Origin of the sequence: Lyngbya sp. CCY1209, from assembly GCF_035615495.1 — a bacterium.
Taxonomy (GTDB): domain Bacteria; phylum Cyanobacteriota; class Cyanobacteriia; order Cyanobacteriales; family Microcoleaceae; genus Limnospira.
Window position 1 is genome coordinate 1 of sequence record NZ_JAJENU010000645.1, and the last position, 20,141, is coordinate 20,141.

The window sequence follows — 20,141 nt, forward strand, 5'->3', positions numbered from 1 at the left end:
GTGGGTTACTGGCCCCCAAACCCCCAATTCTGGGGGCTTTGAGTGGTAGGGTGCGTTAATGAAATGTAACGCACCGCTAGCCCCCAAACCCCCAATTCTGGGGGCTTTGAGTGGTAGGGTGCGTTAATGAAATGTAACGCACCGCTCAATAGTTGTAGGTTGGGGGTCGCGAAACGAAACCCAACGGCTGGTAGCGGATGGGTTATTGGTGGGAAAACTGGACTACTATACTTTTGAATTTTGAATGGAATGGCTGGTGGGTTACGGCGCCGATGAAAAATTGTGGGTTTTTCCGAAAAATTACGGCGGCGCCTAACCCACCCTACACCTTTTTTTAAAGCAGTGTCTCCCGGTGGCGGATGGTGGTGACGGCGGCTTCCCAGGTGAAGGTGAAGGATTGGAAGGATTCGGGGGAAATGCGATCTTCGTCCAAATCGACGACGACTTTCCGGAAGATTTTGAACAGTTGTTCTCGGATGGAGTCCAATTCCTCCGTCGTGTCGCAGTCGTGGACGCGATCGATTAAATTGAGAATTTCTAAGTTGTAGAAATCGGCGTTATTTTTCTGTCGGCCTTTCAGCCACAGCCGAAACTGCCAAAGACTGGAAATTCCCAATACGCCGGCGGAGAGTAAAAAGCCCATCGGTTCGGCGTATTTTTCTAAGAAAGAGGGCTCGTCTTGGGTGTAAAATGATTTGGCGCCGGGGTGGAAGGGCAAGCCCAAATCTCGGACGTTGCCGGGGCGGACAATCATGGCGGCTTGGGGACTTTTTTCGAGCAAGTCGTTGCGGCGTTCAAATAGAATGCGGGTGATTTCGTGGATGGCGTAAGGGTTGATATTTTCCCGAGTTATCAGGAGCGATCGCACCCCGACGACGGGCAGATCTTCCGGGGGAATGGGGACGGAACCGTTGTAAGTTCCCGTGGGAATGAGGGCGGGTTCCAAGGCTGGTTTGAATAGCTGGAGTGCGGCCCCCTGTTCGATGGAAATTAGGTTCAAATCCGGGGTTTGTAGCAGTTTGCTGAGGGTCGAATTTCCCAGGGCGATAATGCGGAACATGGCATCGACTTCCCCCCGTTGCAGGGCGACATAGGCCCGTTCCGAAGGCATGGGAATTGCTTCTAAATCTGTTCCATCTAACCCGTAGTGGCGACTGAGATACCAAAACAGTTGATAGGAACCGCTCCCCTCCGGCATCAGTGCGATCCGCTTTCCTTCCAGATCTTTGACATTATTAATATCGGCTTCGGTTCGGGCGACCAAATGAAAGATTTCGGGAAATAGGAAGGAGACAACTCGAACGTCTGCCGGGAGGAGCGTATCACTTTGAATTAACGCCAGTTGGGCTTTATTTTCGGCGAGTAATTCGACATTTTGCCGCGATCCTTGCGTCTCCAAGACTTTGATCTGAATCCGGGGATTGTGTCGGGCGACGACTTCGGCTAACGCTTCTCCGAACTCGTAATATTCCCCCAATTCTCCCCCGGTGGCGAGGGTGAGGTTGTACACCCGATCGCGATCGCTCCACCACAGCAGGGCGAAAGTTGCGGCGACGATCGCGCTAATTAAAATAATCGGAAATGCCAGACGGTTTTGCATGGGGGGTTGAAAAATTGCGGGGTGCGATCGCACTTTTGGGGTTGACAAACTTAAATGATATGGGATAATTAAGGAGAGAGCGGTTCTCGATCTAATGAGAGGGGGATGATCCCCCTAAATCCCCCTTACAAAGGGGGACTTTGAGAGGGAAATGATCCCTTACAAAGGGGGACTTTGAGAGGGGGGCGATCCCCCTAAATCCCCCTTAAAAAGGGGGACTTTGAGAGGGGAATGATCCCTTGCAAAGGGGGACTTGAAGTTAACTTGCTGTAAGTTTTTCAGTGGCCACACCCTTGAATTCCGGTTGGACTTACCGCGATCGCGTCGATCGCAAAAGTGCGGGATTGACCGTCCTGGACTACTACGCGGGACGATACCGCCACTCGACCGAAATGGAGTGGCGCGATCGCCTCGACGCCGGACAAATTTGGCTCGACGGCAAACCCGCGATCGCCGAAATGCGGCTGCAACCGGGACAGGAATTAGTGTATCACCGCCCGCCCTGGAAGGAACCGGACGTTCCCCTATTTTTTCAGGTCTTATACGAAGATGCGGATCTGTTGGTGGTCGCCAAACCTTCCGGGCTCCCCGTCATGCCGGGGGGCGGCTTCCTCGAACATACGTTATTGGGGCAACTGCAACGGCGATACCCCGAAGAAACGCCCGTTCCCATCCACCGTTTGGGGCGGGGGACGTCGGGATTGGTGCTGCTGGCGCGATCGCAAACGGCCCGATCGCACCTCACCCGGCAAATGCGCGATCGGCAGATCGGCAAAGTCTACTTGGCCCTCGCCAGCGGATGCCCGGACCGGGACGAATTCGGCATCGATCGCGCGATCGGCAAGATCCCCCACCCGGTTTTGGGCTATATTTACGGTGCGGCGGCGGATGGATTGTTCGCCAGAAGCGATTGCCGGGTATTGAAACGGTGCGGCGATCGGGCAATTATAGAAGTCACCATCCTCACGGGTAGACCCCACCAGATTCGGATTCACCTCGCCGCCGCCGGATTTCCCCTCGTCGGCGATCCGCTTTATGAGATTGGCGGCAAACCGCGATCGCCCGAAGGCGACACCGTTCCCGTCCCCGGAGATTGCGGCTACTGGCTGCACGCTTATTCCCTCTCCTTTCGACATCCGAAAACGGGTGCGACCTTACGCATCACCGCACCTCCGCCGCCGGAACTTCGAGTTTGATCGTCGTGTTTCACAGGCAGGATGCCTGTGCTACGAATTAAGCGGGTAAAGTCAGAATATCGACGCCCTGATCGGTGACGGCGATCGTGTGTTCAAACTGGGCGGATAATTTGCCATCCTTGGTGATCGCCGTCCAGCCATCCTCCAAAACCTGGGCTTCCCAGGTGCCCTCGTTGATCATCGGTTCGATGGTAAAAACCATCCCAGACCGCAATTTTTTCCCCTTGCCGCGGGTGCCGTAGTGGGGAATTTGGGGGGCGGTGTGGAAGACGGTGTTGACGCCGTGGCCGACAAAATCCCGCACCACCGAAAAGCCTTCGCCCTCGGCATATTCTTGAATCGCGGCGCCGATGTCGCCGATGCGGCTTCCCGGCTTCACTGTTGCGATCGCCCGCCGCAGGCACTCTTCCGTCACTTCCACCAACTTTTTCGCTGTGGGGGAGGGGGTGCCGACGAAAAAGGTTCGGGAGGTGTCGCCGTGGTAGCCCTCCACGATGGGGGTGACGTCGATATTGATGATATCTCCATCTTTGAGGATCTGTTTGGCGTTGGGGATGCCGTGGCAGATCACCTCGTTGACGCTGGTGCAGATGGATTTGGGGAAACCGTTGTAGTTGAGGGGGGCGCTGCGGGCGCCGTGGGCTTGGGTCCAGCGTTCGGCTTCGTCGTTGAGTTCCAGGGTGCTGACCCCCGGTTTTACCATCGGTTCGAGGTGGTCCAGGAGGGCGGCGGCCAAACGTCCGGCTTGGCGCATTTTTTCGATTTCCCGGCTCGATAGCAATACGATTGTTTCGGTTCCCATGTTGATAACTGGCTGATGTATCTCCCAAATTCTCGGGTTGACCCCCTATCTACCGTACCACAGTTGGCTGGTGTGGGGTGTGGGGGCGGAGGGAGCGGAGGGAGCGGAGGAAGCGGAGGAAGCGAAGAAACGGGTGGAACATCCAGATCGCTTGGGAATTGATTCTCAAGGGCGCAAGCCAGGGGCCCCGACAAGCGAAAATCATCTTTAGATGATTGGGGAGTTTGTACGGATCTGATATTAAATTGCCTCCTCTGCCTCCTCCGCTTCCTCTGCCTCCCCTGCCCCTACGGATTGATTGATGGGCGGGTGGCGGCGATCGCTAACAGTGCCCAACCTACGATTAATATCACGCCTCCGAAGGGTGTCACCAGTCCCAGCCATCCGGCGGCGGTGGTGCTCAAACCGTAGAGACTGCCGGAAAAGAGGATGACGCCCGCCACGAACGCCCATCCCGCCGCAACTAATAGGGGTTGGGGAGATGGCGATCGCGCCAAAAGTACCCCCACAGCCAACAATGCCAAAGCGTGATACATTTCGTAGCGGGTTCCGGTTTGGAAGACTTCCAAGGCGCGATCGCTCAATTGTCCCCGCAGAGAGTGGGAACCGAAAGCCCCGGCGATTACCGAAAATCCGCCTAAAATTGATGCTAAAGTTAGAAAAATTCGACTCATTGAATTAGGGTGAATGGTGTCGGTATTTTCAATTGTAGGGGCGAAGGGCATTCGCCCTCCCCCCTGTCCCAATCAAAATCCATATCAAACTATTTTTTTAATCGGAAATCGATTGTTAATCCTCTTGAGAGGATTTGTGCTGTTAGCTTGGGAATTGATTCCCAAGCGGTTCTCCAAGCAGATTCGATCTCATCTCAAAAATTAAATTGATAGTAGGTTTCGCCATCGACCAACTGTTGGGAAGTGGCGTTGTATTTCCGGGCGGCGCGATCGAGGAATGCTTTCGCTTCCTGGGGGGATAAATTCGCCGATCGCGCCAGATCTTTGACGGCCACCAGGCCTTTCTTGTCCCGCACCAGATGCAGGAAAATCGAGCGGATGTACCGTTGGCGGCGGTAGAGTTCCCGGCGGCGATCGCGATACCAGTCCCAAGCCAGCCAGCCTCCGACGCCGATGGCGGGAATGCCCAGAATCAAGCCGCCCACCGCCGTCGCCATGCGGGAATCGGAGGAAGCGGCGGGGTTGGTGAATTCGGTGGCGATCGCCAACAAAAACACCGACCCCAGGGGAATTAAGAATCCGGCGGCTATCAGTTTAAACATCTGAACTCTTCCTCCCCTGAAGCCCCCTTGCATCCCCCAACTTTGGGGGACTTGAAACTCCGGTTCCCCCCTATCTCCCCCCTTACAAAGGGGGGTTGGGGGGGATGGGGGCTAGGGGGGCGCGATGAACAATTTAACGCACGGCTTCGATCAGCCGAGAGTAATAAAATCGCGTGCTGGTCATGGATTGTCGGCCGACGGTGAAGCCGTTATCCGATAGAATTTTAACAATATCCGCCTCCTTGTGCTGGTAGGCGCGGGTGGTTTTGCTCGGCCCGGGGAAAAATTCGCCCACTTTTTTGAGCACACTCAGGGCCAAGGTTTTGGGGGCGAAGCTGAGGATGATCCGGCTTTCCGCCAGGGAACAGAGGTGGGAAATCATGTCTCCCATCTCCTCGTCGGGATAGTGAATCAGCACGTCCAGACAGATGACGGTGTGATAGCGGCCCGTCAACCGTTCCAGATCTTGGGTCATAAATGTGATATTGTTGGCGCGATAGCCCAACTGCTGTCTGGCCCGCTGGGCTGCTTCGCCGACCATCTTTTCCGAAATGTCGCTGCCGGAAACGATCGCCCCCGCTTCTCCGAGGGGGATGCTGAGGCTACCCACGCCGCACCCCGCATCGCATATCGACAAACCCGACAGGTTGCCGTCAGCCCGCAGCCACTCCAGGACGCGATCGACCGTCTGCTGGTGTCCCTGCCGGATGTCCCGCTGCACCCGGTTGACGTCGCCATCGCCGTAAATTCGCTGCCAGCGATCGAAGCCAGTGGAATTGAAATACTCCCGAACAACGGTTTTGTCGTCTGCCACGCTCATCAATTTGCCTGCTGTGAAATGGTGTCCGATCCTTGAAGATACCATTGTTCGGGGGAGAGTTATAGCGCTCGGCGCCGGGTGTAGGGTGTAGGGTGTAGGGTGTAGGGGTAGTTTTTCCCTCTGCCTCCTGGAGTCCCGACTCCCGCGCACCGCAGGCGCCTCATAAACCCGGAAACCCCACCCAACCCTCCCCTTATTAAGGAGAGGGTTCAGAGTTGGAGTGGGACGCACCCGATCAATTACCGGAAGTTTCTTAGGGTATCCATCATCAGTTGATATCCGGCATCGTTGCCCTGCTGTCGATAGAGGTTGGCGGCGGTTTGCCAATCGGAACGGGCTTTTTGCTTGTCTCCTAACATATAACGAGCTGTACCCCGGCCGTGGTAAGCCTCAGCAGAATCGGAGTCAATTTGAAGGGCTCGGTTGAAGTCGGCGATCGCTCCTTCATAGTCTCCTTGGTCATGGTGAACATTACCCCGACCGACATAAGCCTCAGCATAATTATTGTCAATTTGGAGGGCTTGGTTGAAGTCGGCTATCGCTCCTTCATAGTCTTTTTGGTCAACGCGAGTCGCACCTCGATTGTGGTAAGCATCAGCAGAATTGGGGTCAATTTGAAGGGCTCGGTTGAAGTCGGCGATCGCTCCTTCATAGTCTCCTTGGTTCCGGTGAACATTACCCCGACCGACATAAGCATAAGCATAATTATTGTCAATTTGAAGGGCTCGGTTGTAGTCGGCGATCGCTCCTTGAAGGTCTCCTTGCTGACGGCGAGCTAAACCCCGACCGACATAAGCATCAGCATAATTATTGTCAATTTGAAGGGCTCGGTTGTAGTCGGCGATCGCTCCTTCATAGTCTTTTTGGTCAAAGCGAGCCACACCCCGGAAAATATAAGCATCCCGATTATTTCCATCCAAACGCAGACTTTGGGTGAAATCATTAATCGCCGCCCGGAAATTGCCCCGGCCATAGTTCGCCGCTCCCCTGGCGTAGTAGTCCGAGGCGGTGCTGGGGTTGTCCAGGTTCGCCACTCGCCCCCTCGAACCCGCATCCACCGCCAAACGCACGTCCCCCTGGCGGATGCGGGGTTGCAGGGCCACAAAGGTATTGATGGGAATCGCGGAGTTAATCCCGGCAGCCACATTGGCTATCCCAGTCCGTGTTTGACCATCATTACCATAAACCGTAGCCCAGTCTCGGACACCCTCTCCGTGAATGCCAATCAACCGTCCTTCACTGTCGAACACCGGACCGCCACTCATTCCCCCCCAAGTCAAAGCACTGTAGTTGATGGCATATCCGCCCGATCGGTTTTGGGGGCGACTGGTGACAAAACCTTGGGTAAATTCCGGCTCCCGCTCGGAACCCCGACGCCCGAGCAAACTCGGAAAACCGTAAACATAAACCTCGCTACCCGGAATAATCTGCTGAGAATCCCCCAACGTCGCCACCGGATAACTGTCCGAACTGCGGAAGCGGACAATCGCCAAATCCGGTTCGTTGCGATTTCCTTGGAACGCTTGGACGAAAGAAGCGGTGTAGGTTCTGCCCCGATGGGTGATAATCTGATAGGTGCCGTTGGTGTTGCAGTTGCTCACAAACGTTCCCCTCTGACAGACGACGTGGTGATTGGTGACGACGGTGTAAGTGTCCCCAGATTGGGAGACAATCACCCCCGTTCCCCCACCATTATTCTGGCTGTTAATTTGTACGGTAATCGGAACGGCTATTTGATAGATTTCCTCTCCGGTTTTGGCGAGGGCCTCTCCCACCTGTGTCAGACACACCGCAGCAACCGCAGCCGTCCCCATCAAAGTCTGTCGGAATGAGTCGAACCCTGGGCTATATTTCATGGCTGGCTATCCTGGGACAATTCAATACAGCGATTCCCAGTCAGTGACGCAGGGAAAATCAGAGCCAATGGACTCACAGTCTCAACTGGGCGAGCTGCACCGATAACTACTGTTAATCCTATCCCTTTTCCCGATTTCACGCAATCCCATCAATTCAGGGCGACCCACCAATTCCCACTCCCAAAACCGTTGCATTTCAACCCTTCCCCGCCCCCACCCCCACCGGGCATCAGATTTTTCTTAACATTTTTACACTTTTCGTAACATCTCCGGCAACGCCGAACACCGGACGCCCGCGATCGCCGTTTGATCGGATTCGAGGAGTCTTAGAAACCGGGTTTCTATCAATATCTCCCCATGAAAACCAAAATCTCAATTTTAGACCCGCCTTTTAAGTCCCCCTTATTAAGGGGGATTTAGGGGGATCGAAACGTATCGCAGCAGATCGAAAACTGCTATATTATTGAAAATTATAAAAAAAACGGGGTTGAAACCCTTTGCCCGTTTCAACCCCTCAACCGTGCTTAGAACTCGGATGTTTTGCGGTCTTCGAGTTCCGGTTCCAGCGGCGCCAACAGCCAGAGAATCGCGTAGAGGATAATTCCCGGCGCGGCAGAGAACCCCAGGATGATAAACGTGAGTCTCACCAGCAGGGGATCGACGTTGAAATATTCCGCCACGCCTCCGGCGACTCCGGCGATTTGAGAATGGGTGCGGCTGCGATACAGTCTTTTCATGATTGCGCCTCCAATGGTCGCGATCGCTTGTCTGTGGGTAACTTCAACTTCTCCCCCCACCATTCCAGATATCGCGGCGTCCGTTTGGGTGTGGAAAACCGCCCAAAACCCCCCGTTGTTGGGATGGGAGCCCCGGTGCCCAAACGCTACAACAAACTTTTATCGGACTTGTCCGGTTTCCCTTCGTCCGCACCCATCAGGCTGGCGATCAGTTGGGTGTCCGAGTGGGTTTCCAGTACCAATTTTTTCAACATGACCGTCAGCGGGAGGGCCAAAAATGCGCCGATGGGACCCAACAGCAGCGTCCACAAAATCACCGATAAAAAGGTGACGAAGGTGGACAGATCCAAACCCTGACCCAAATAGCGGGGGCCGATCGCCATGTCGAAAAAGTTGTTGATGAGGGCGTAACCGACAAACACGATAACGGCTTTAATTAAACCGAATTGTAACAGCGCCATCAGGGTGGGGGGAATCACGGAGATGATGTAGCCGATGCTGGGGATAAAGTTGAACAGGAAAGATAGGATGCCCCAGAGGATGGCAAAATCGACCCCCACAATCCAGAGTAAAATAATTTGACCGATCGCGGTCATCGCCCCCAGCCAACCTTTGATCAACAGGTACAGACTGATACTTTTGGCGGAATTGTTGAGGCGATCGAGCATCGGATTGTCGGCAACCAAAGCGCGATTCAACTTTTTGGAAAAGCTGGAGGTTCCCGCCAGCATATAGATGAAAATAAATAGGGTCAGACCGACACTCGACAAGGTTCCCAGCAGTCCTTGAATGAAGGCGATCGTCAGTTGAATCAGTTTGCCGGGATCGAATAAATCCAATTGTTGCAGATCGGCTTGACTGACCCCGATTGAATTGAGAAACTGTTTGACTCCGGAGAGTTGAGCGGCTATCATCGACTGATATTTCGGCAGTGCCAGGGTGAGTTGGGTGATGGAAAGTCCCAAAAAGGCGATCAGCAGCAGGCCGACTGCGACCACCCCCAAGACCACAATGACTCTGGCCAACCATTCCGGGAGTCCGCGCCGACTCAGCCAGACGACGATCGGACTGCAAACTAATACGATAAATAAGGCGAGGAGAATTTGAGAGGTCAAGCCGGCGGTGGCTTTGATTCCCGCAATAATGATGCATAAACTCGCCAAGCTGACGAGAAGGCGGGTAATTGACCGATTTTCCATGATGTACGGGTCGAATTGACAAACACCCTCTATTTAATCTTGAAGGGGGACATCAGAACAGTTATAGCGCTGGGGTGTGGGGTGTGCGGGCGTGGGGTGTGGGGAAAACAAGGAGATGGAGTCCCTTGTTTCATCCGGGTTTGGAGGTTTGTCACCCGTAAACACGCGATCGCAATAAAATCCCCGGTTCGTGGTACTATCGCGGAGACTCGAACCTATCAATTTGATATGGGCTGGTATCGAAATCATCTGAATCGGGCAATCCCCTTGTTTGGCGTCGCTTTGGCGGGGTTGTTGCTTGTGCTATCGTTAATGGCGACACCCGTTTTCGCGCAGTCCGGGTGCGATCGCGCCTATCCCCAGACGATTTCGGGGCGAGAAATCTGCATCCCCCCGCCACCGCCGGATCTCGACTGTCCCGACTTGCCAAGATTGGGAATCCGGGAACCCATTGCCGTGAGTCCCCCCGACCCGCACCGCTTCGATCGCGATCGGGACGGCATCGGCTGCGAAACCTTGCGATAAGAATGGGTAATATAGCGGTTTTCGATCCAATTCAATACGGATGATCCCCCTAAATCCCCCTTGAACTCCCCCCTTACAAAGGGGGGGTAGGGGGGGATGGGGACTTTGAATGGACACATTATCCCCTTCACAAGGGGAACTTTGAATCGGCAAGTGTACCTCACTGGCTTAAAAATTGCTGTGTTTGCCTGTTTGCCTCCATATGACAACCCCCCACCCGTCACAGCTTGGCAATCCGGGGAAAGCCACCCCAGTCTCGGTTTGGGGGTTCGCCTCTGTGATGCTGAGGAAAGTTGCACTTCCGGATCTCTGCCGGTGTCGCAGTATGAATAAGGTTGACTTAATCGATTCAACCGTTTCTGAAGTTTAAGTCAATCCGGTCTCCATCCATGCAAATCCAATCCAGTTTTTCACCCACGACGCCGCCGCTGCTGAACAACCGCTATCAAATCGTCGATGCGATCGCCTCCGGGGGGTTCGGCGAAACCTTTTTGGGCGAAGATACCCAAATGCCCTCCCAACGCCGCTGTGCGATTAAACGCCTGAAACCGAAAGCCGAACAGGCGCGAGTTTATCCGATCATTCAAGACCGTTTTCGCCGGGAAGCGATCGCCCTGGAAAAATTGGGCGAAACGAGCGATCGCATCCCCCGCCTCTACGCCTATTTTGAAGAGGACGGACGGTTTTATTTAGTCCAAGAATGGATCGAAGGGGAAATCCTCACCCACCGAGTCCTCAGACAGGGATCGCTTTCGGAATCCGAAGTTCGGGACATCCTCCTCGATCTCCTCCCCGTGTTGGATACCATCCACGGCAACGGCTTAATTCATCGGGATATCAAACCCGATAATATCATCCTCCGTCACCCCGACAGCAAACCCGTTTTGATCGATTTCGGGGCGGTGAAAGAAACGATGGGAACGGTGTTAAATTCCCGGGGAAATCCCACCCCTTCTCTGGCGATCGGGACGCCGGGATTCATGCCCTCCGAACAGGCGGCGGGACACCCATTTTTCGCCAGTGACATCTTCAGTGTGGGGGTGACGGCGATCTATTTGCTGACGGGAAAAACGCCCCAGGAATTGCCCCTCAATGGCAATACGGCCGAACTTCAGTGGCGGGAATTGGTGCCGGAAATTGACCCGAAATTTGCCGCTATTTTAGATCGCGCGATCCGCTTCCACCCCGGCGATCGCTTCTCCTGTGCCCGGGAAATGCTCGACGCCCTGAAACAATTATCCCACCCCATCGCCCCCACCGAGCGATCGGGTCCCCTTTCGACGCTTATTTTTCCCAAACGAACCGCCCCCCGCCGGTGTCGCAAACCCCGAAAAGATTGGCACAAAGCGGCCGTCGCGGGGATCGTTTTGGGTGCGATCGTCGGCTTGGGATTGACGCTATTTTCCAAGTCCCCGTCAAAGTCGGCAACCCCCGAACCGACACCGCCGACATCTTCCCTCCCCCTGACATTTTATTTCATTGCCGATTCCGCTTTCCACAACCCGAACCAAGCGGAACAAAAGCGCGAGTCCCTGAAAGAAGACGGCTATTCTCGGGCGGGTTTTTTCTGGTCCCCCAACTACTCGAATTTATCTCAATATCAGTCTTATAAAGTTTACGGCGACTGGTTTGAAACCTCGGAAGACTGTCAGGCGGCACTGGCAGAATATCGCCAATACAACCCCAATTCCTATTGCGGATTCGCGACGAAATAATGGTTGGGGTGTGCTCGGTGGGGTGTGGGGTGTGCTCGGTGGGGTGTGGGGGTTTAGAAACCGGGTTTCTATCCGAGCACCGCTTGGGAATCAATTCCCAAGCTAATAGCAAAAATCCTCTGAAGAGGATTGGAAAGATTGCGGGTTCTAGAAACCGGGTTTCTATCTGAGATGTTGGTGAGAAATCGAAATGGTTCTAGAAACCCGGTTTCTTCGCACTTTTCATTTTTCATTTTCCCCCACTCGGTGATCGAACCGGATTTGATATGATTCTCCCGACTTCCCCCTATTGCCTATTGCCTGTTGCCTGTTGCCTTCCCTATTCCCTATTCCCTATTCCCTATTCCCTATTCCCTCCAAAGCCACTCCCGCCAAATCCGCCACCACTGCCTCCAAGCCGAAAACCACCCGAGAAAGCCGATCGCAATCCACTTTGTCGGGGGTATCTTCTTCGGTGTGGTAGTAGGGATAGCGAAAGGGGGCGGTATCCGTGACCATGATCGCCGGGTAGCCCTCCTGCCAGAAGGACCAGTGGTCGGACCACCCCGCCCCGGGGACGGCGTCGGGCAAAATCGCCCCTTCCGAGGGAAATTGGACGGACTGGCGGAACCGCTTCACGGCCCGCCGCACCAACCCGCCGGAGGGCAAGTTGCCGATGAAACCGATAAAATTGCCGGTGATGGGATAGACCTGGTTGAGGAGTCCGAGGGGGTAGGTTTGGCTGCCGGGGGAGTCGGAGTAGTAGCCCATCGTCTCCAAACTCAGCATGGCGACGATCTTCTCATTTTCCTGCCGCGATCGCTTGGCGTAAACCCAACTTCCCATTTCGGGAGTCCAGGCGAAGGGGGGTTCTTCGTTGACAAATTCCACGAATCGCAGGGTCCGTTTGGGGGCGGTTCCCGCGAACCGATCCGCTAAAGCCAGCACCGCCGCCGCCCCGCTGCCGTTGTCGTTCGCCCCGGGGGAGCCCGTCACCGAGTCGTAGTGGGCGCCGATGACCACGATTTCTTCGGGTTTCTCGGTTCCGGGGATTTCGACATCCAAATTGGTGAAAATGCGATCGCCGATCGGGTATTCTTGACGGCGGACGGCATATCCGGCTTCAGCAAAACGGCCTTCGAGGTAGGCTTCGGTTTGCAGGAGATTTTCGTAGTAGACATGGTTGTGTTCGCCCAGGCCGGCGATCGCTTCGATATCTTGTTTGAGGCGATCGCGGTACTGTTCTTGCGGCGGGGTGAGGGGCGGAAGTTCCCCCCGGTAGCTGCGTCCCGGCATCAGTGCCATTATTCCTCCTACCCCCAGTAGCAGGGCGATCGTCAGACCGAAGGCCACGGCGGCTCGAATTAAGCCTGCTTTAGTATACCAGCGCATGAGAGTGTTTAACCCTTTTGCCCAAAGGAATTATAATCAGAGCTGACCTTGATTTTGGCACGAAACTGACATTTACGGAGTCCGGTCTTGATGTTTTCGATTCAAATTGCCCTGCGGACAATTTTAACTCGATTGTCCCGCGTTTTAATTGCGATCGCCATCGAATCTTGGTTTTTGCGGCGTTATCTCAAGGTCACTCCCCGCCAGAGCGTGGAATATGCGACGGCGATCAACTTGCTGGCAGAAATCCTGGGAATCGTCAGTTTTTTATGGGTCTATTCCCGGCTGCCGGAAGCGGTCGAAGATGATTGGATTGTTTATATAATGGTCGGAGAAGTCCCCCGCTTCTCCATGACTTTGTTGGCGATCACGATCATTTATTTTATCGCCTACCTGCTCGTTAAATTTAACGGGCTGATATTTTACAGATATTTGTCGGAAATTCCGGCCCAACCCGACCAACCTGCCGAACAAAAATCGGGTTTTTTCGCGATCAGTTCGGAGATGCAAAATTCCCTGCGGGCGATCGTGAGAGGGCATACGGCGAGTTATGTTTTTATTTTAATTTTGACGTTACTGTTGGCAAGGGAGGTTTGAACCGATGGACAATCCGCTGAACCATCCGGCTGTTAAAAATGTCACATCTTTCGTGAATACGATTCGGCCGCCGAGACTTTATCACTGGAGAAGTGCGATCTTTTTCGGTTTGCTGGCGTGGCTGCTCTCGCTGCTGATCGTCGATAATAATCCCGATCGCGGCAATGCTTTGGCAGCGTTCAGTTGGATCGTCTTGACGGTGGCGATCGCATGGCGGACGACTCAGCCGCCATTCGTGATTCGGGGCGTACCCCTGAGTCCCTGGATTGCCGGAACGTTAATCACCATCCTGATCTATCAAGAAACGGCCGATGAAATGCCGGAATTTGCCATCACAGTTTGGCCGATCATTTGCGGTTGTTTGATTTTTTTCATCGAGTTAATTCAAGTGCGATTTAAAGTGAGTCAGGAGCGGCCTTGGGTGCGCGGCCCGTTCCTACTGCTGATCCTTGCCCACGTGGTTTTGAGTTGCTGGATCGCGCTCTATTTTTTTGTGGATGAGTGGGTGGAAGAATATCCGAATCTGTTCCGACAGCAAATCCTGATCGACCGGGCGCAGGTCGGGCCGTTCGAGGGCCTCAAATCGTGATACAATCTGCTTATATTTTCACTCAAAAAAACAGTTCTACCGGATTTTATTGATTTGAACTGACCGGCAAAATTAGACCTATTTGGGGAGGGGGAAATGTTTTTAGGACGGACGCTGGCGATCGCCAAGAATGTGTTTTGGGAAGTGATGCGCGATCGCATCCTCTATATGATCATCGTTTTCGCCCTGGTGATGGTCGGTGCGGTGCAACTGCTGCCGGAAGTTTCCGCCAGTTTTGAAGATAAAATTACCCTGGACGTGGGGATCGCCGCCATCGCCGTTTTGAGTCTGGCGATCGCCATTTTTGTCAGCACGAGTTTGGTCAACCAAGAAATTGACAAACGCACCGTTTACCTGCTGCTTTCCAAACCCGTCAGCCGCCCCGAATTGGTGATCGGAAAGCATTTCGGCCTGTTCGCCGTGCTGGCGGTGCTGCTGCTGGCGATGACGGCGTTGTACATGGGAATTTTGAGCCTGAATCAAATTCCCTATCCGGCCGGAAGTCTCGCGGTTTCGATGCTGTTTCTGTGGTTGAAATTGGGCCTGGTGGCGGCGGTGGGAATTTTGCTGGGGGTGTTCACCAGTTCCCTCCTCGCCACCCTGCTGACATTCGGGGTTTATGTGATGGGGAGTTTGAGCCGAGATCTGCTGGAATTGGGCCAATTCGGCGACAATCCCGCCATCGAGTGGCTGATGACGGCGATCTATGTCATCTTACCCGATCTCGCCCGCCTCGACCTCAAAAATGATGCCGTTTACGGACAACTCCCCTCCCTCCCCACCCTCCTAGCCAACGCGGTTTACGGGATCGTCTACACCGTCCTACTGCTGGCCTTGGCGATCGCCATTTTCAACCGCCGAGAATTGTAGCCGTTTCAATCCGCAGATGACGCAGATGACGCAGATTCAATTAATAATTGTTAATTGTTAATTGTCTCAGTAATCGTCCCCCATCCAAGCGGTCGCCAAACTGGCGTGGGTGGGGAGGAGGCGATCGATGAGTTGGTTGATTTTGCGTTCGAGTTGTTGGGAGGGAAAATGACCGCCACCCACGTTCCAATATTCGACGGAACTCGCCCAAGACGGGTATTGTTTCCGCATCAGGGGGCGGTCGGTACTTTCTTCGATCGCGATGGTTTTGTTGGCGTTTCTGAAGTCAATTTCGGAGACTCGTTGGGGCGACCGCAGGGAAGATCCGAGGGGAATTCCCCGTTGAACTAATTCGGAAATGGCTTCCGTGGCGATCGGTTGGTTGCGATCGGCGCTCAATCCCCGGGAATAGGCACGCCAATTTAAGCCCCGCTTTCGGGCTAAATGATTGAACAGAGATTCGGAAAATCGGCTGCGGTAATCATTTTCGGCAGATAAAAATAAAATCGTTTTCATGGCACCGTGATGGTTGAACGTCGCTTGTCAAAATTTGATGATGAAACGGGCGGAGGACCCAAACTGAAGTTGCCCTAGAGGGTACACCTGAAAAGTTAAGCTCAGGTTATCAAATTTTAACCGATCCGTCGCGGCCCGGTCTTCAAGATCTCTAATTACCCCATTCAGATGAACCGGCCGGAGGATGTGCGATCGCCCTTGAATCGCCGACAATCGAGACAGTTCAGCAAGAATACCCCTAGGATAGCCCACCCTGTCCGGGTGGGTTTTTCTGGCGGTGCCGATTTCGGGGTAGAATCTCAAATGAGGGCGCAAGCCAGGGGTCCCTACTCCCCCACCCGATCTGTGCGGTCATGGGGTCGGTTTGCTTTCGGACTGCCGGCGATCAATCAATAGCAAGAAGTCGGAGAGGTGGGGGGAGGAAACCCGAGCCAGTTCGACCGATTCCGGGAGAAAAAAAAGAACGTATCGGCCGTTTGTGCGATCGCCGTCGGGGGCGAAAATTCCGGCGCCAATTCGGTGAAGCGATCGCTGGGAATGGCGAAGGCGAGATGAACCATTTTTTCCCGCAGGTGCGGCGGCGGTTGGGAACCGTCTTGGTAAACGTAGGGGTCGCCCCACAGCGGATAGGCGTGCATCCCGTTGATTCCCACCACCCGACCCCAACGGTCCAACAGCGGCCCGCCGCTCATCCCCTTTTGAATCGGATTGGTGTAGCCGATTTGATAACCGCGCTCCAAGGGTTTTTCGGCCACCAAAGAAACTCGCCCCCGGGTCAGATGAAATCCGAGGTGGGGAAATTCCGGCGATCGCAAAACTTGAGAAAACTTTTGGGGCGGTAATTTTTCGGTCAATAATTGGGGAGAGTCGATCGGCCTAACTTCCCCCGCTTGCAAATTTCGAGGAAAGCCGCCGCCGAACACTTTGTCGCCCGGTTTCAGCGTCGAAGAGGGGTGAAAGGAGGCGATGGCGTAGTTTTCACCTCCGGCCCGAAATCGAACCAGAGCCAAATCTTGTCCCCGCACGGAATAGGAAGTGAGCAGATATCCGTCATGAATGCGGCCGTCCGGAGTTTGAATTTGGTAGGGAGAGGAGGCGGAATTGAGGACGTGATCGTTGGTCAAAACCGTGTACAAATCCCCCTTCTTTTTAATTAAAATTCCCGACCCCCACCCCCGTTCGCCGATAATTTTGACGGCGATCGCCCGGGCGATGGTTTGGAGCTGCTCCGGCCTACACAACCGACACCCGTACACCTGACAGGCGGGGGATCGCGATCGCCCCACCGGCGTCAGCCGGCGGGGATAAAAAAAGTATTCTGAGTCGGGAAAGTTGCCGACCCAATTGGCGATCGCGACGGGAAATAAAAGCACCAACTGCCGGAGCCTTATCATCTGCGATACCCTCACAAACCGGAGGCTTTCACGAGTCAAAAGTCACAAGTCAAAAGTCAAAAGGATTCCCTCTGGATGATGGAGGAGAGAGGAAAAAAACCTCGCTCCTCAAAAGAAAATCTTTCGACCCAATCTCGAAAAAACCGATCAACAATTATTAATTGTCAATGATTAATTGTTAACTGTTAATTCCAGATATCGATTCAGATCCAAATAGAGGCGGGAGCCGCTTTCTTCCAGGGGGCCGGCGTCGGCATTAGCCTGCAGGTCGAACAACTGCTGTAGGGTATAGTGGGCATCCTGGTGGGGTTTGAGGGTGAAGAGGACTCCCAAACAGGGGCCGTCCTTGGCATCCGAGACGCAGATGACGGGCTGACGGTTGACGATACCCGTGGTGACGTAGTTGAGGAGTCCCCGCTCGTAGAATTGTTGGAATTTGGAAGAAACTTGGCGACAGCGCGTTTCCGGGACGTAACCCGCTTGATTGAAGACGTGGGAAACCCAGCGGATGACCCGGAACGTCCCCCGGCGGGTCTTGACGAACGTGGTGGGAACGCCGTCATCGCTGCGGCCGCAGAAAAACTCTTGGTTGACGGGGCGAGAATAGCGGTAGCGGGGAAGCCGCTCGGCCCGAGATTCGCCGGCCATCCCCGCGTGGGGGAGGGCGAAGGAAGCGATCGCGATCGCCCCCCCGAGGATGAAGTTGAAAATCGATGGGTTTTTCATGGTCAGAATCGGCTAACGTGTGCATCAAGATTCGGAACCGATATTTTTTCGTTGTTTCCAATCAATGCCCAATCGCTTCAGATAGTCCCAACCCCGCTGCGGCCAGACGTGCTGGCGTCCCGTCCGCTGGGCGATCCACTGGGCGACTTTCGGGCCGGACCAAGGTCCCCCGTCGGGCGCCGGTCCCTGCAAGGCTTGTTTGAGTTCCTGTTGTTGAGATGGGGTCAGCAGAGAACGGGCCACGGGGGGCTGGCGATCGCGGCTGCGGTTTCTCACCGAAAGGGGGCCTTCGAGGTTGTAGCGGCGGATAATTTCCTTGGCGTAGTCGTAATTCAACCCCACAACTTCTGCCGCCCGCTTGATCGTCCAACCCCCCGAAACCAACTGCAGCAGGTGCCACCGGCGAGCTTCCGTGGTATCTCGGGCCTGTCGGTAGCGACTCTTGAGATCGTCAGCCGATAAGTGGGGTTCTATGTGTGCCTTTGGTGGCATGACTCCTCATCTCATCCGGAACGTTATTTTATCTATCGTCAGTTTTTAAAAAGTTCCGGATCAAACCCCAATTTTGCCATCGCCGGCCCGATGCGATCGCCCCGGAGGGGGAATTGGGGCGGTGCGAAGCCGGCGCCGATCCGCAGGACGGCATTTTTTCGGTAAACTCAAATATTGGAATTCAAACAGAGGAGAGGGCATGGCATCCATCTGCGAGTTGCACCGACAACTGATTAATAAAGAACGCTCTGCTGTGGAAATCGCCACCGAAGCGCTCGATCGCATCGACCGGTTGGAGCCGAAACTGAAAAGTTTTCTGTGCGTGACCGCAGATCGGGCCTTGGAGCAGGCGCGGCAGGTGGATGCCCAAATTGCCGCCGGAGAGGAGATCGGACCGCTGGCGGGGATTCCCATCGCCATCAAAGATAATATGTGTACCGAGGGCATCCCCACCACCTGCGCCTCGAAAATTTTGCAAAATTTCGTCCCCCCCTACGAATCCACCGTCACCCAAAAACTGCAAGCCGCCGGGGCGGTGATCCTGGGGAAAACTAACTTGGACGAGTTCGCGATGGGCAGTTCCACGGAGAATTCGGCCTACCAACTGACGGCCAATCCCTGGGATCTGGAGCGGGTCCCCGGCGGGTCCTCCGGGGGCTCGGCCGCGGCCGTGGCCTCCGAGGAGGCGGTGGTCGCCCTCGGTTCGGACACGGGCGGCTCGATCCGCCAACCCGCCTCCTTTTGCGGGGTGGTGGGGATGAAACCCACCTACGGCCTGGTGTCCCGCTACGGTTTGGTCGCCTACGCCTCCTCCCTGGACCAGATCGGCCCCTTCGGGCGCACCGTCAAGGACGCGGCGATTTTGCTCAATGCGATCGCCGGCTACGACCCCAAAGATGCCACCAGCCTGAACGTCGAAATCCCCGACTACACCGCCTCCTTGAAACCCCACCTCCGCCCCCGCGGCAAGATGAAGGTCGGCGTGATCAAGGAAACCTTCGGGTCCGGCCTCGATCCGGTGGTCGAACAGGCCGTCACCAAGGCGATCGACGTCCTGCAAAGTCTCGGCGCCGAAATTCAGGTGATCTCCTGCCCCCGCTTCCGCTACGGCCTCCCCACCTACTACATCATCGCCCCCTCGGAGGCCTCCGCCAACCTGGCCCGCTACGACGGTGTGAAATACGGCTTCCGCAGCCCCGACGCCGAAAACCTGATCGAAATGTACGCCAAAACCCGCGCCGAAGGGTTCGGGGCGGAAGTCAAACGCCGGATCATGGTGGGCACCTACGCCCTCTCCGCCGGCTACTACGACGCCTACTATCTCAAAGCCCAAAAAGTCCGCACCCTGATCAAAGAGGACTTCGATCGCGCCTTCACCCAGGTGGAAGTGCTGGTGTGTCCCACCTCCCCGACCACAGCCTTCAAAGCCGGGGAAAAAACCGCCGATCCCCTCAGTATGTACCTGTCCGACCTGATGACGATCCCGGTCAACCTCGCCGGGTTGCCCGCCCTCAGCATCCCCTGCGGCTTCGACGAACAAGGACTCCCCATCGGGATGCAGTTGATCGGAAAAGTGCTCGGCGAAGGCCGCCTCCTGGAAGTCGCCCACGCCTACGAACAGGCCACCTCCTGGCACATCAAAAAGCCGCCCCTCAAGTAGGGCACAGGGAGCAAGGGAAGCGGAGGGGGCACAGGGAGCAGGGGGAGCAGGGGGAGCAGGGGGAGCAGGGGGAGCAGGGGGAGCAGGGGAAGCAGGGGGAGCAGGGGGAGCAGGGGAAGCGGAGGGAGCGGAGGGAGCGGAGGGAGCGGAGGGAGCGGAGGGTGAGACATCCAGACCGCTTGGGAATCAATTCCCAAGCT

Annotated in this window: 20 protein-coding genes; 7 read left to right on the top strand and 13 right to left on the bottom strand. The window is 55.1% G+C overall.

The genetic code is table 11. From position 1 onward, the window contains the following. Positions 1-334 precede the first annotated feature (334 nt). A complete protein-coding gene (locus tag LKE08_RS26095; RefSeq protein ID WP_324707215.1) occupies positions 335-1,648 on the bottom strand; it encodes a TAXI family TRAP transporter solute-binding subunit in 1,314 nt (437 codons plus the stop codon). Between the two features lie 233 nt (positions 1,649-1,881). On the opposite strand from LKE08_RS26095, the gene LKE08_RS26100 reads away from it, so the two are divergent. Further along, the gene (locus tag LKE08_RS26100; protein WP_324707216.1) at positions 1,882-2,796 is read left to right on the top strand and encodes an RluA family pseudouridine synthase; all 915 of its coding nucleotides are present in this window, start codon (positions 1,882-1,884) and stop codon (positions 2,794-2,796) included. Positions 2,797-2,833: 37 nt separating this feature from the next. Here the strand turns inward: LKE08_RS26100 and map are convergent, their stop codons facing one another. The 7 genes from map to LKE08_RS26135 all read right to left on the bottom strand — a co-directional run bounded on the left by map (position 2,834) and on the right by LKE08_RS26135 (position 9,486). Further along, positions 2,834-3,598 carry a type I methionyl aminopeptidase gene (gene map, locus LKE08_RS26105; protein WP_324707217.1) on the bottom strand — a complete coding sequence of 255 codons (765 nt, stop codon included), beginning with the start codon at positions 3,596-3,598 and terminating at the stop codon, positions 2,834-2,836. A gap of 287 nt (positions 3,599-3,885) precedes the next feature. Then, positions 3,886-4,272, bottom strand: a complete 387-nt coding sequence (locus tag LKE08_RS26110; protein WP_324707218.1) for a DUF423 domain-containing protein — start codon at positions 4,270-4,272, stop codon at positions 3,886-3,888. A 194-nt stretch (positions 4,273-4,466) separates the two neighbouring features. Further along, the gene (locus LKE08_RS26115; RefSeq protein ID WP_324707219.1) at positions 4,467-4,874 is read right to left on the bottom strand and encodes a hypothetical protein; all 408 of its coding nucleotides are present in this window, start codon (positions 4,872-4,874) and stop codon (positions 4,467-4,469) included. 133 nt (positions 4,875-5,007) lie between these two features. After that, complete coding sequence (bchM, locus tag LKE08_RS26120) at positions 5,008-5,694, bottom strand: magnesium protoporphyrin IX methyltransferase (RefSeq protein ID WP_324707220.1); 687 nt, start codon at positions 5,692-5,694, stop codon at positions 5,008-5,010. A gap of 239 nt (positions 5,695-5,933) precedes the next feature. After that, entirely contained in the window at positions 5,934-7,550 is a 1,617-nt protein-coding gene (locus tag LKE08_RS26125; RefSeq protein WP_324707221.1) for a tetratricopeptide repeat-containing serine protease family protein, read from the bottom strand. Between the two features lie 524 nt (positions 7,551-8,074). Then, positions 8,075-8,287, bottom strand: coding sequence for a PspC domain-containing protein (locus LKE08_RS26130; protein WP_324707222.1), 213 nt, complete (start codon positions 8,285-8,287; stop codon positions 8,075-8,077). A gap of 146 nt (positions 8,288-8,433) precedes the next feature. Further along, complete coding sequence (locus LKE08_RS26135; protein ID WP_324707223.1) at positions 8,434-9,486, bottom strand: AI-2E family transporter; 1,053 nt, start codon at positions 9,484-9,486, stop codon at positions 8,434-8,436. A gap of 312 nt (positions 9,487-9,798) precedes the next feature. Here LKE08_RS26135 and LKE08_RS26140 point away from each other — a divergent pair, with 312 nt between their 5' ends. Together LKE08_RS26140 and LKE08_RS26145 are read left to right on the top strand one after the other, a co-directional pair. Beyond that, the gene (locus tag LKE08_RS26140; RefSeq protein WP_324707224.1) at positions 9,799-10,011 is read left to right on the top strand and encodes a hypothetical protein; all 213 of its coding nucleotides are present in this window, start codon (positions 9,799-9,801) and stop codon (positions 10,009-10,011) included. Between the two features lie 389 nt (positions 10,012-10,400). After that, entirely contained in the window at positions 10,401-11,726 is a 1,326-nt protein-coding gene (locus LKE08_RS26145; RefSeq protein ID WP_324707225.1) for a protein kinase, read from the top strand. A gap of 333 nt (positions 11,727-12,059) precedes the next feature. Here LKE08_RS26145 and LKE08_RS26150 read toward each other — a convergent pair whose 3' ends face one another. Then, positions 12,060-13,097: a M28 family peptidase gene (locus tag LKE08_RS26150; protein WP_375341467.1), complete on the bottom strand. Its 1,038-nt coding sequence runs from the start codon at positions 13,095-13,097 to the stop codon at positions 12,060-12,062. Between the two features lie 90 nt (positions 13,098-13,187). Between LKE08_RS26150 and fraC the strand changes: the two genes are divergently transcribed. The 3 genes from fraC to LKE08_RS26165 all read left to right on the top strand — a co-directional run bounded on the left by fraC (position 13,188) and on the right by LKE08_RS26165 (position 15,153). After that, the gene (fraC, locus tag LKE08_RS26155) at positions 13,188-13,694 is read left to right on the top strand and encodes a filament integrity protein FraC (RefSeq protein WP_324707226.1); all 507 of its coding nucleotides are present in this window, start codon (positions 13,188-13,190) and stop codon (positions 13,692-13,694) included. Positions 13,695-13,698: 4 nt separating this feature from the next. Further along, entirely contained in the window at positions 13,699-14,283 is a 585-nt protein-coding gene (locus LKE08_RS26160) for a DUF5357 family protein (protein WP_324707227.1), read from the top strand. 96 nt (positions 14,284-14,379) lie between these two features. Continuing rightward, positions 14,380-15,153, top strand: a complete 774-nt coding sequence (locus LKE08_RS26165; protein WP_324707228.1) for an ABC transporter permease — start codon at positions 14,380-14,382, stop codon at positions 15,151-15,153. A gap of 66 nt (positions 15,154-15,219) precedes the next feature. Here LKE08_RS26165 and LKE08_RS26170 read toward each other — a convergent pair whose 3' ends face one another. The 4 genes from LKE08_RS26170 to LKE08_RS26185 all read right to left on the bottom strand — a co-directional run bounded on the left by LKE08_RS26170 (position 15,220) and on the right by LKE08_RS26185 (position 18,281). Continuing rightward, positions 15,220-15,669 (bottom strand): protein tyrosine phosphatase, encoded by a 450-nt coding sequence (locus LKE08_RS26170; RefSeq protein WP_324707229.1) that lies wholly within the window; start codon positions 15,667-15,669, stop codon positions 15,220-15,222. 389 nt (positions 15,670-16,058) lie between these two features. Then, positions 16,059-17,063, bottom strand: coding sequence for a serine protease (locus tag LKE08_RS26175; protein ID WP_324707230.1), 1,005 nt, complete (start codon positions 17,061-17,063; stop codon positions 16,059-16,061). Between the two features lie 171 nt (positions 17,064-17,234). After that, positions 17,235-17,789 carry a COP23 domain-containing protein gene (locus LKE08_RS26180; RefSeq protein WP_324707231.1) on the bottom strand — a complete coding sequence of 185 codons (555 nt, stop codon included), beginning with the start codon at positions 17,787-17,789 and terminating at the stop codon, positions 17,235-17,237. A 24-nt stretch (positions 17,790-17,813) separates the two neighbouring features. Continuing rightward, the gene (locus LKE08_RS26185; RefSeq protein ID WP_324707232.1) at positions 17,814-18,281 is read right to left on the bottom strand and encodes a helix-turn-helix domain-containing protein; all 468 of its coding nucleotides are present in this window, start codon (positions 18,279-18,281) and stop codon (positions 17,814-17,816) included. Positions 18,282-18,480: 199 nt separating this feature from the next. On the opposite strand from LKE08_RS26185, the gene gatA reads away from it, so the two are divergent. Then, positions 18,481-19,941 carry an Asp-tRNA(Asn)/Glu-tRNA(Gln) amidotransferase subunit GatA gene (gene gatA / locus LKE08_RS26190; RefSeq protein WP_324707233.1) on the top strand — a complete coding sequence of 487 codons (1,461 nt, stop codon included), beginning with the start codon at positions 18,481-18,483 and terminating at the stop codon, positions 19,939-19,941. Positions 19,942-20,141: the final 200 nt, after the last annotated feature.

Excerpts from the sequence above, each read along its gene's own strand:
- map (WP_324707217.1), bottom strand. The coding sequence starts at position 3,598 with ATGGGAACCGAAACAATCGTATTGCTATCGAGCCGGGAAATCGAAAAA.
- LKE08_RS26110 (WP_324707218.1), bottom strand. The coding sequence starts at position 4,272 with ATGAGTCGAATTTTTCTAACTTTAGCATCAATTTTAGGCGGATTTTCG.
- LKE08_RS26115 (WP_324707219.1), bottom strand. The coding sequence starts at position 4,874 with ATGTTTAAACTGATAGCCGCCGGATTCTTAATTCCCCTGGGGTCGGTG.
- bchM (WP_324707220.1), bottom strand. The coding sequence starts at position 5,694 with ATGAGCGTGGCAGACGACAAAACCGTTGTTCGGGAGTATTTCAATTCC.
- LKE08_RS26125 (WP_324707221.1), bottom strand. The coding sequence starts at position 7,550 with ATGAAATATAGCCCAGGGTTCGACTCATTCCGACAGACTTTGATGGGG.
- LKE08_RS26130 (WP_324707222.1), bottom strand. The coding sequence starts at position 8,287 with ATGAAAAGACTGTATCGCAGCCGCACCCATTCTCAAATCGCCGGAGTC.
- LKE08_RS26135 (WP_324707223.1), bottom strand. The coding sequence starts at position 9,486 with ATGGAAAATCGGTCAATTACCCGCCTTCTCGTCAGCTTGGCGAGTTTA.
- LKE08_RS26140 (WP_324707224.1), top strand. The coding sequence starts at position 9,799 with ATGGCGACACCCGTTTTCGCGCAGTCCGGGTGCGATCGCGCCTATCCC.
- LKE08_RS26145 (WP_324707225.1), top strand. The coding sequence starts at position 10,401 with ATGCAAATCCAATCCAGTTTTTCACCCACGACGCCGCCGCTGCTGAAC.
- LKE08_RS26150 (WP_375341467.1), bottom strand. The coding sequence starts at position 13,097 with ATGCGCTGGTATACTAAAGCAGGCTTAATTCGAGCCGCCGTGGCCTTC.
- fraC (WP_324707226.1), top strand. The coding sequence starts at position 13,188 with ATGTTTTCGATTCAAATTGCCCTGCGGACAATTTTAACTCGATTGTCC.
- LKE08_RS26160 (WP_324707227.1), top strand. The coding sequence starts at position 13,699 with ATGGACAATCCGCTGAACCATCCGGCTGTTAAAAATGTCACATCTTTC.
- LKE08_RS26165 (WP_324707228.1), top strand. The coding sequence starts at position 14,380 with ATGTTTTTAGGACGGACGCTGGCGATCGCCAAGAATGTGTTTTGGGAA.
- LKE08_RS26170 (WP_324707229.1), bottom strand. The coding sequence starts at position 15,669 with ATGAAAACGATTTTATTTTTATCTGCCGAAAATGATTACCGCAGCCGA.
- LKE08_RS26175 (WP_324707230.1), bottom strand. The coding sequence starts at position 17,063 with ATGATAAGGCTCCGGCAGTTGGTGCTTTTATTTCCCGTCGCGATCGCC.
- LKE08_RS26180 (WP_324707231.1), bottom strand. The coding sequence starts at position 17,789 with ATGAAAAACCCATCGATTTTCAACTTCATCCTCGGGGGGGCGATCGCG.
- LKE08_RS26185 (WP_324707232.1), bottom strand. The coding sequence starts at position 18,281 with ATGCCACCAAAGGCACACATAGAACCCCACTTATCGGCTGACGATCTC.
- gatA (WP_324707233.1), top strand. The coding sequence starts at position 18,481 with ATGGCATCCATCTGCGAGTTGCACCGACAACTGATTAATAAAGAACGC.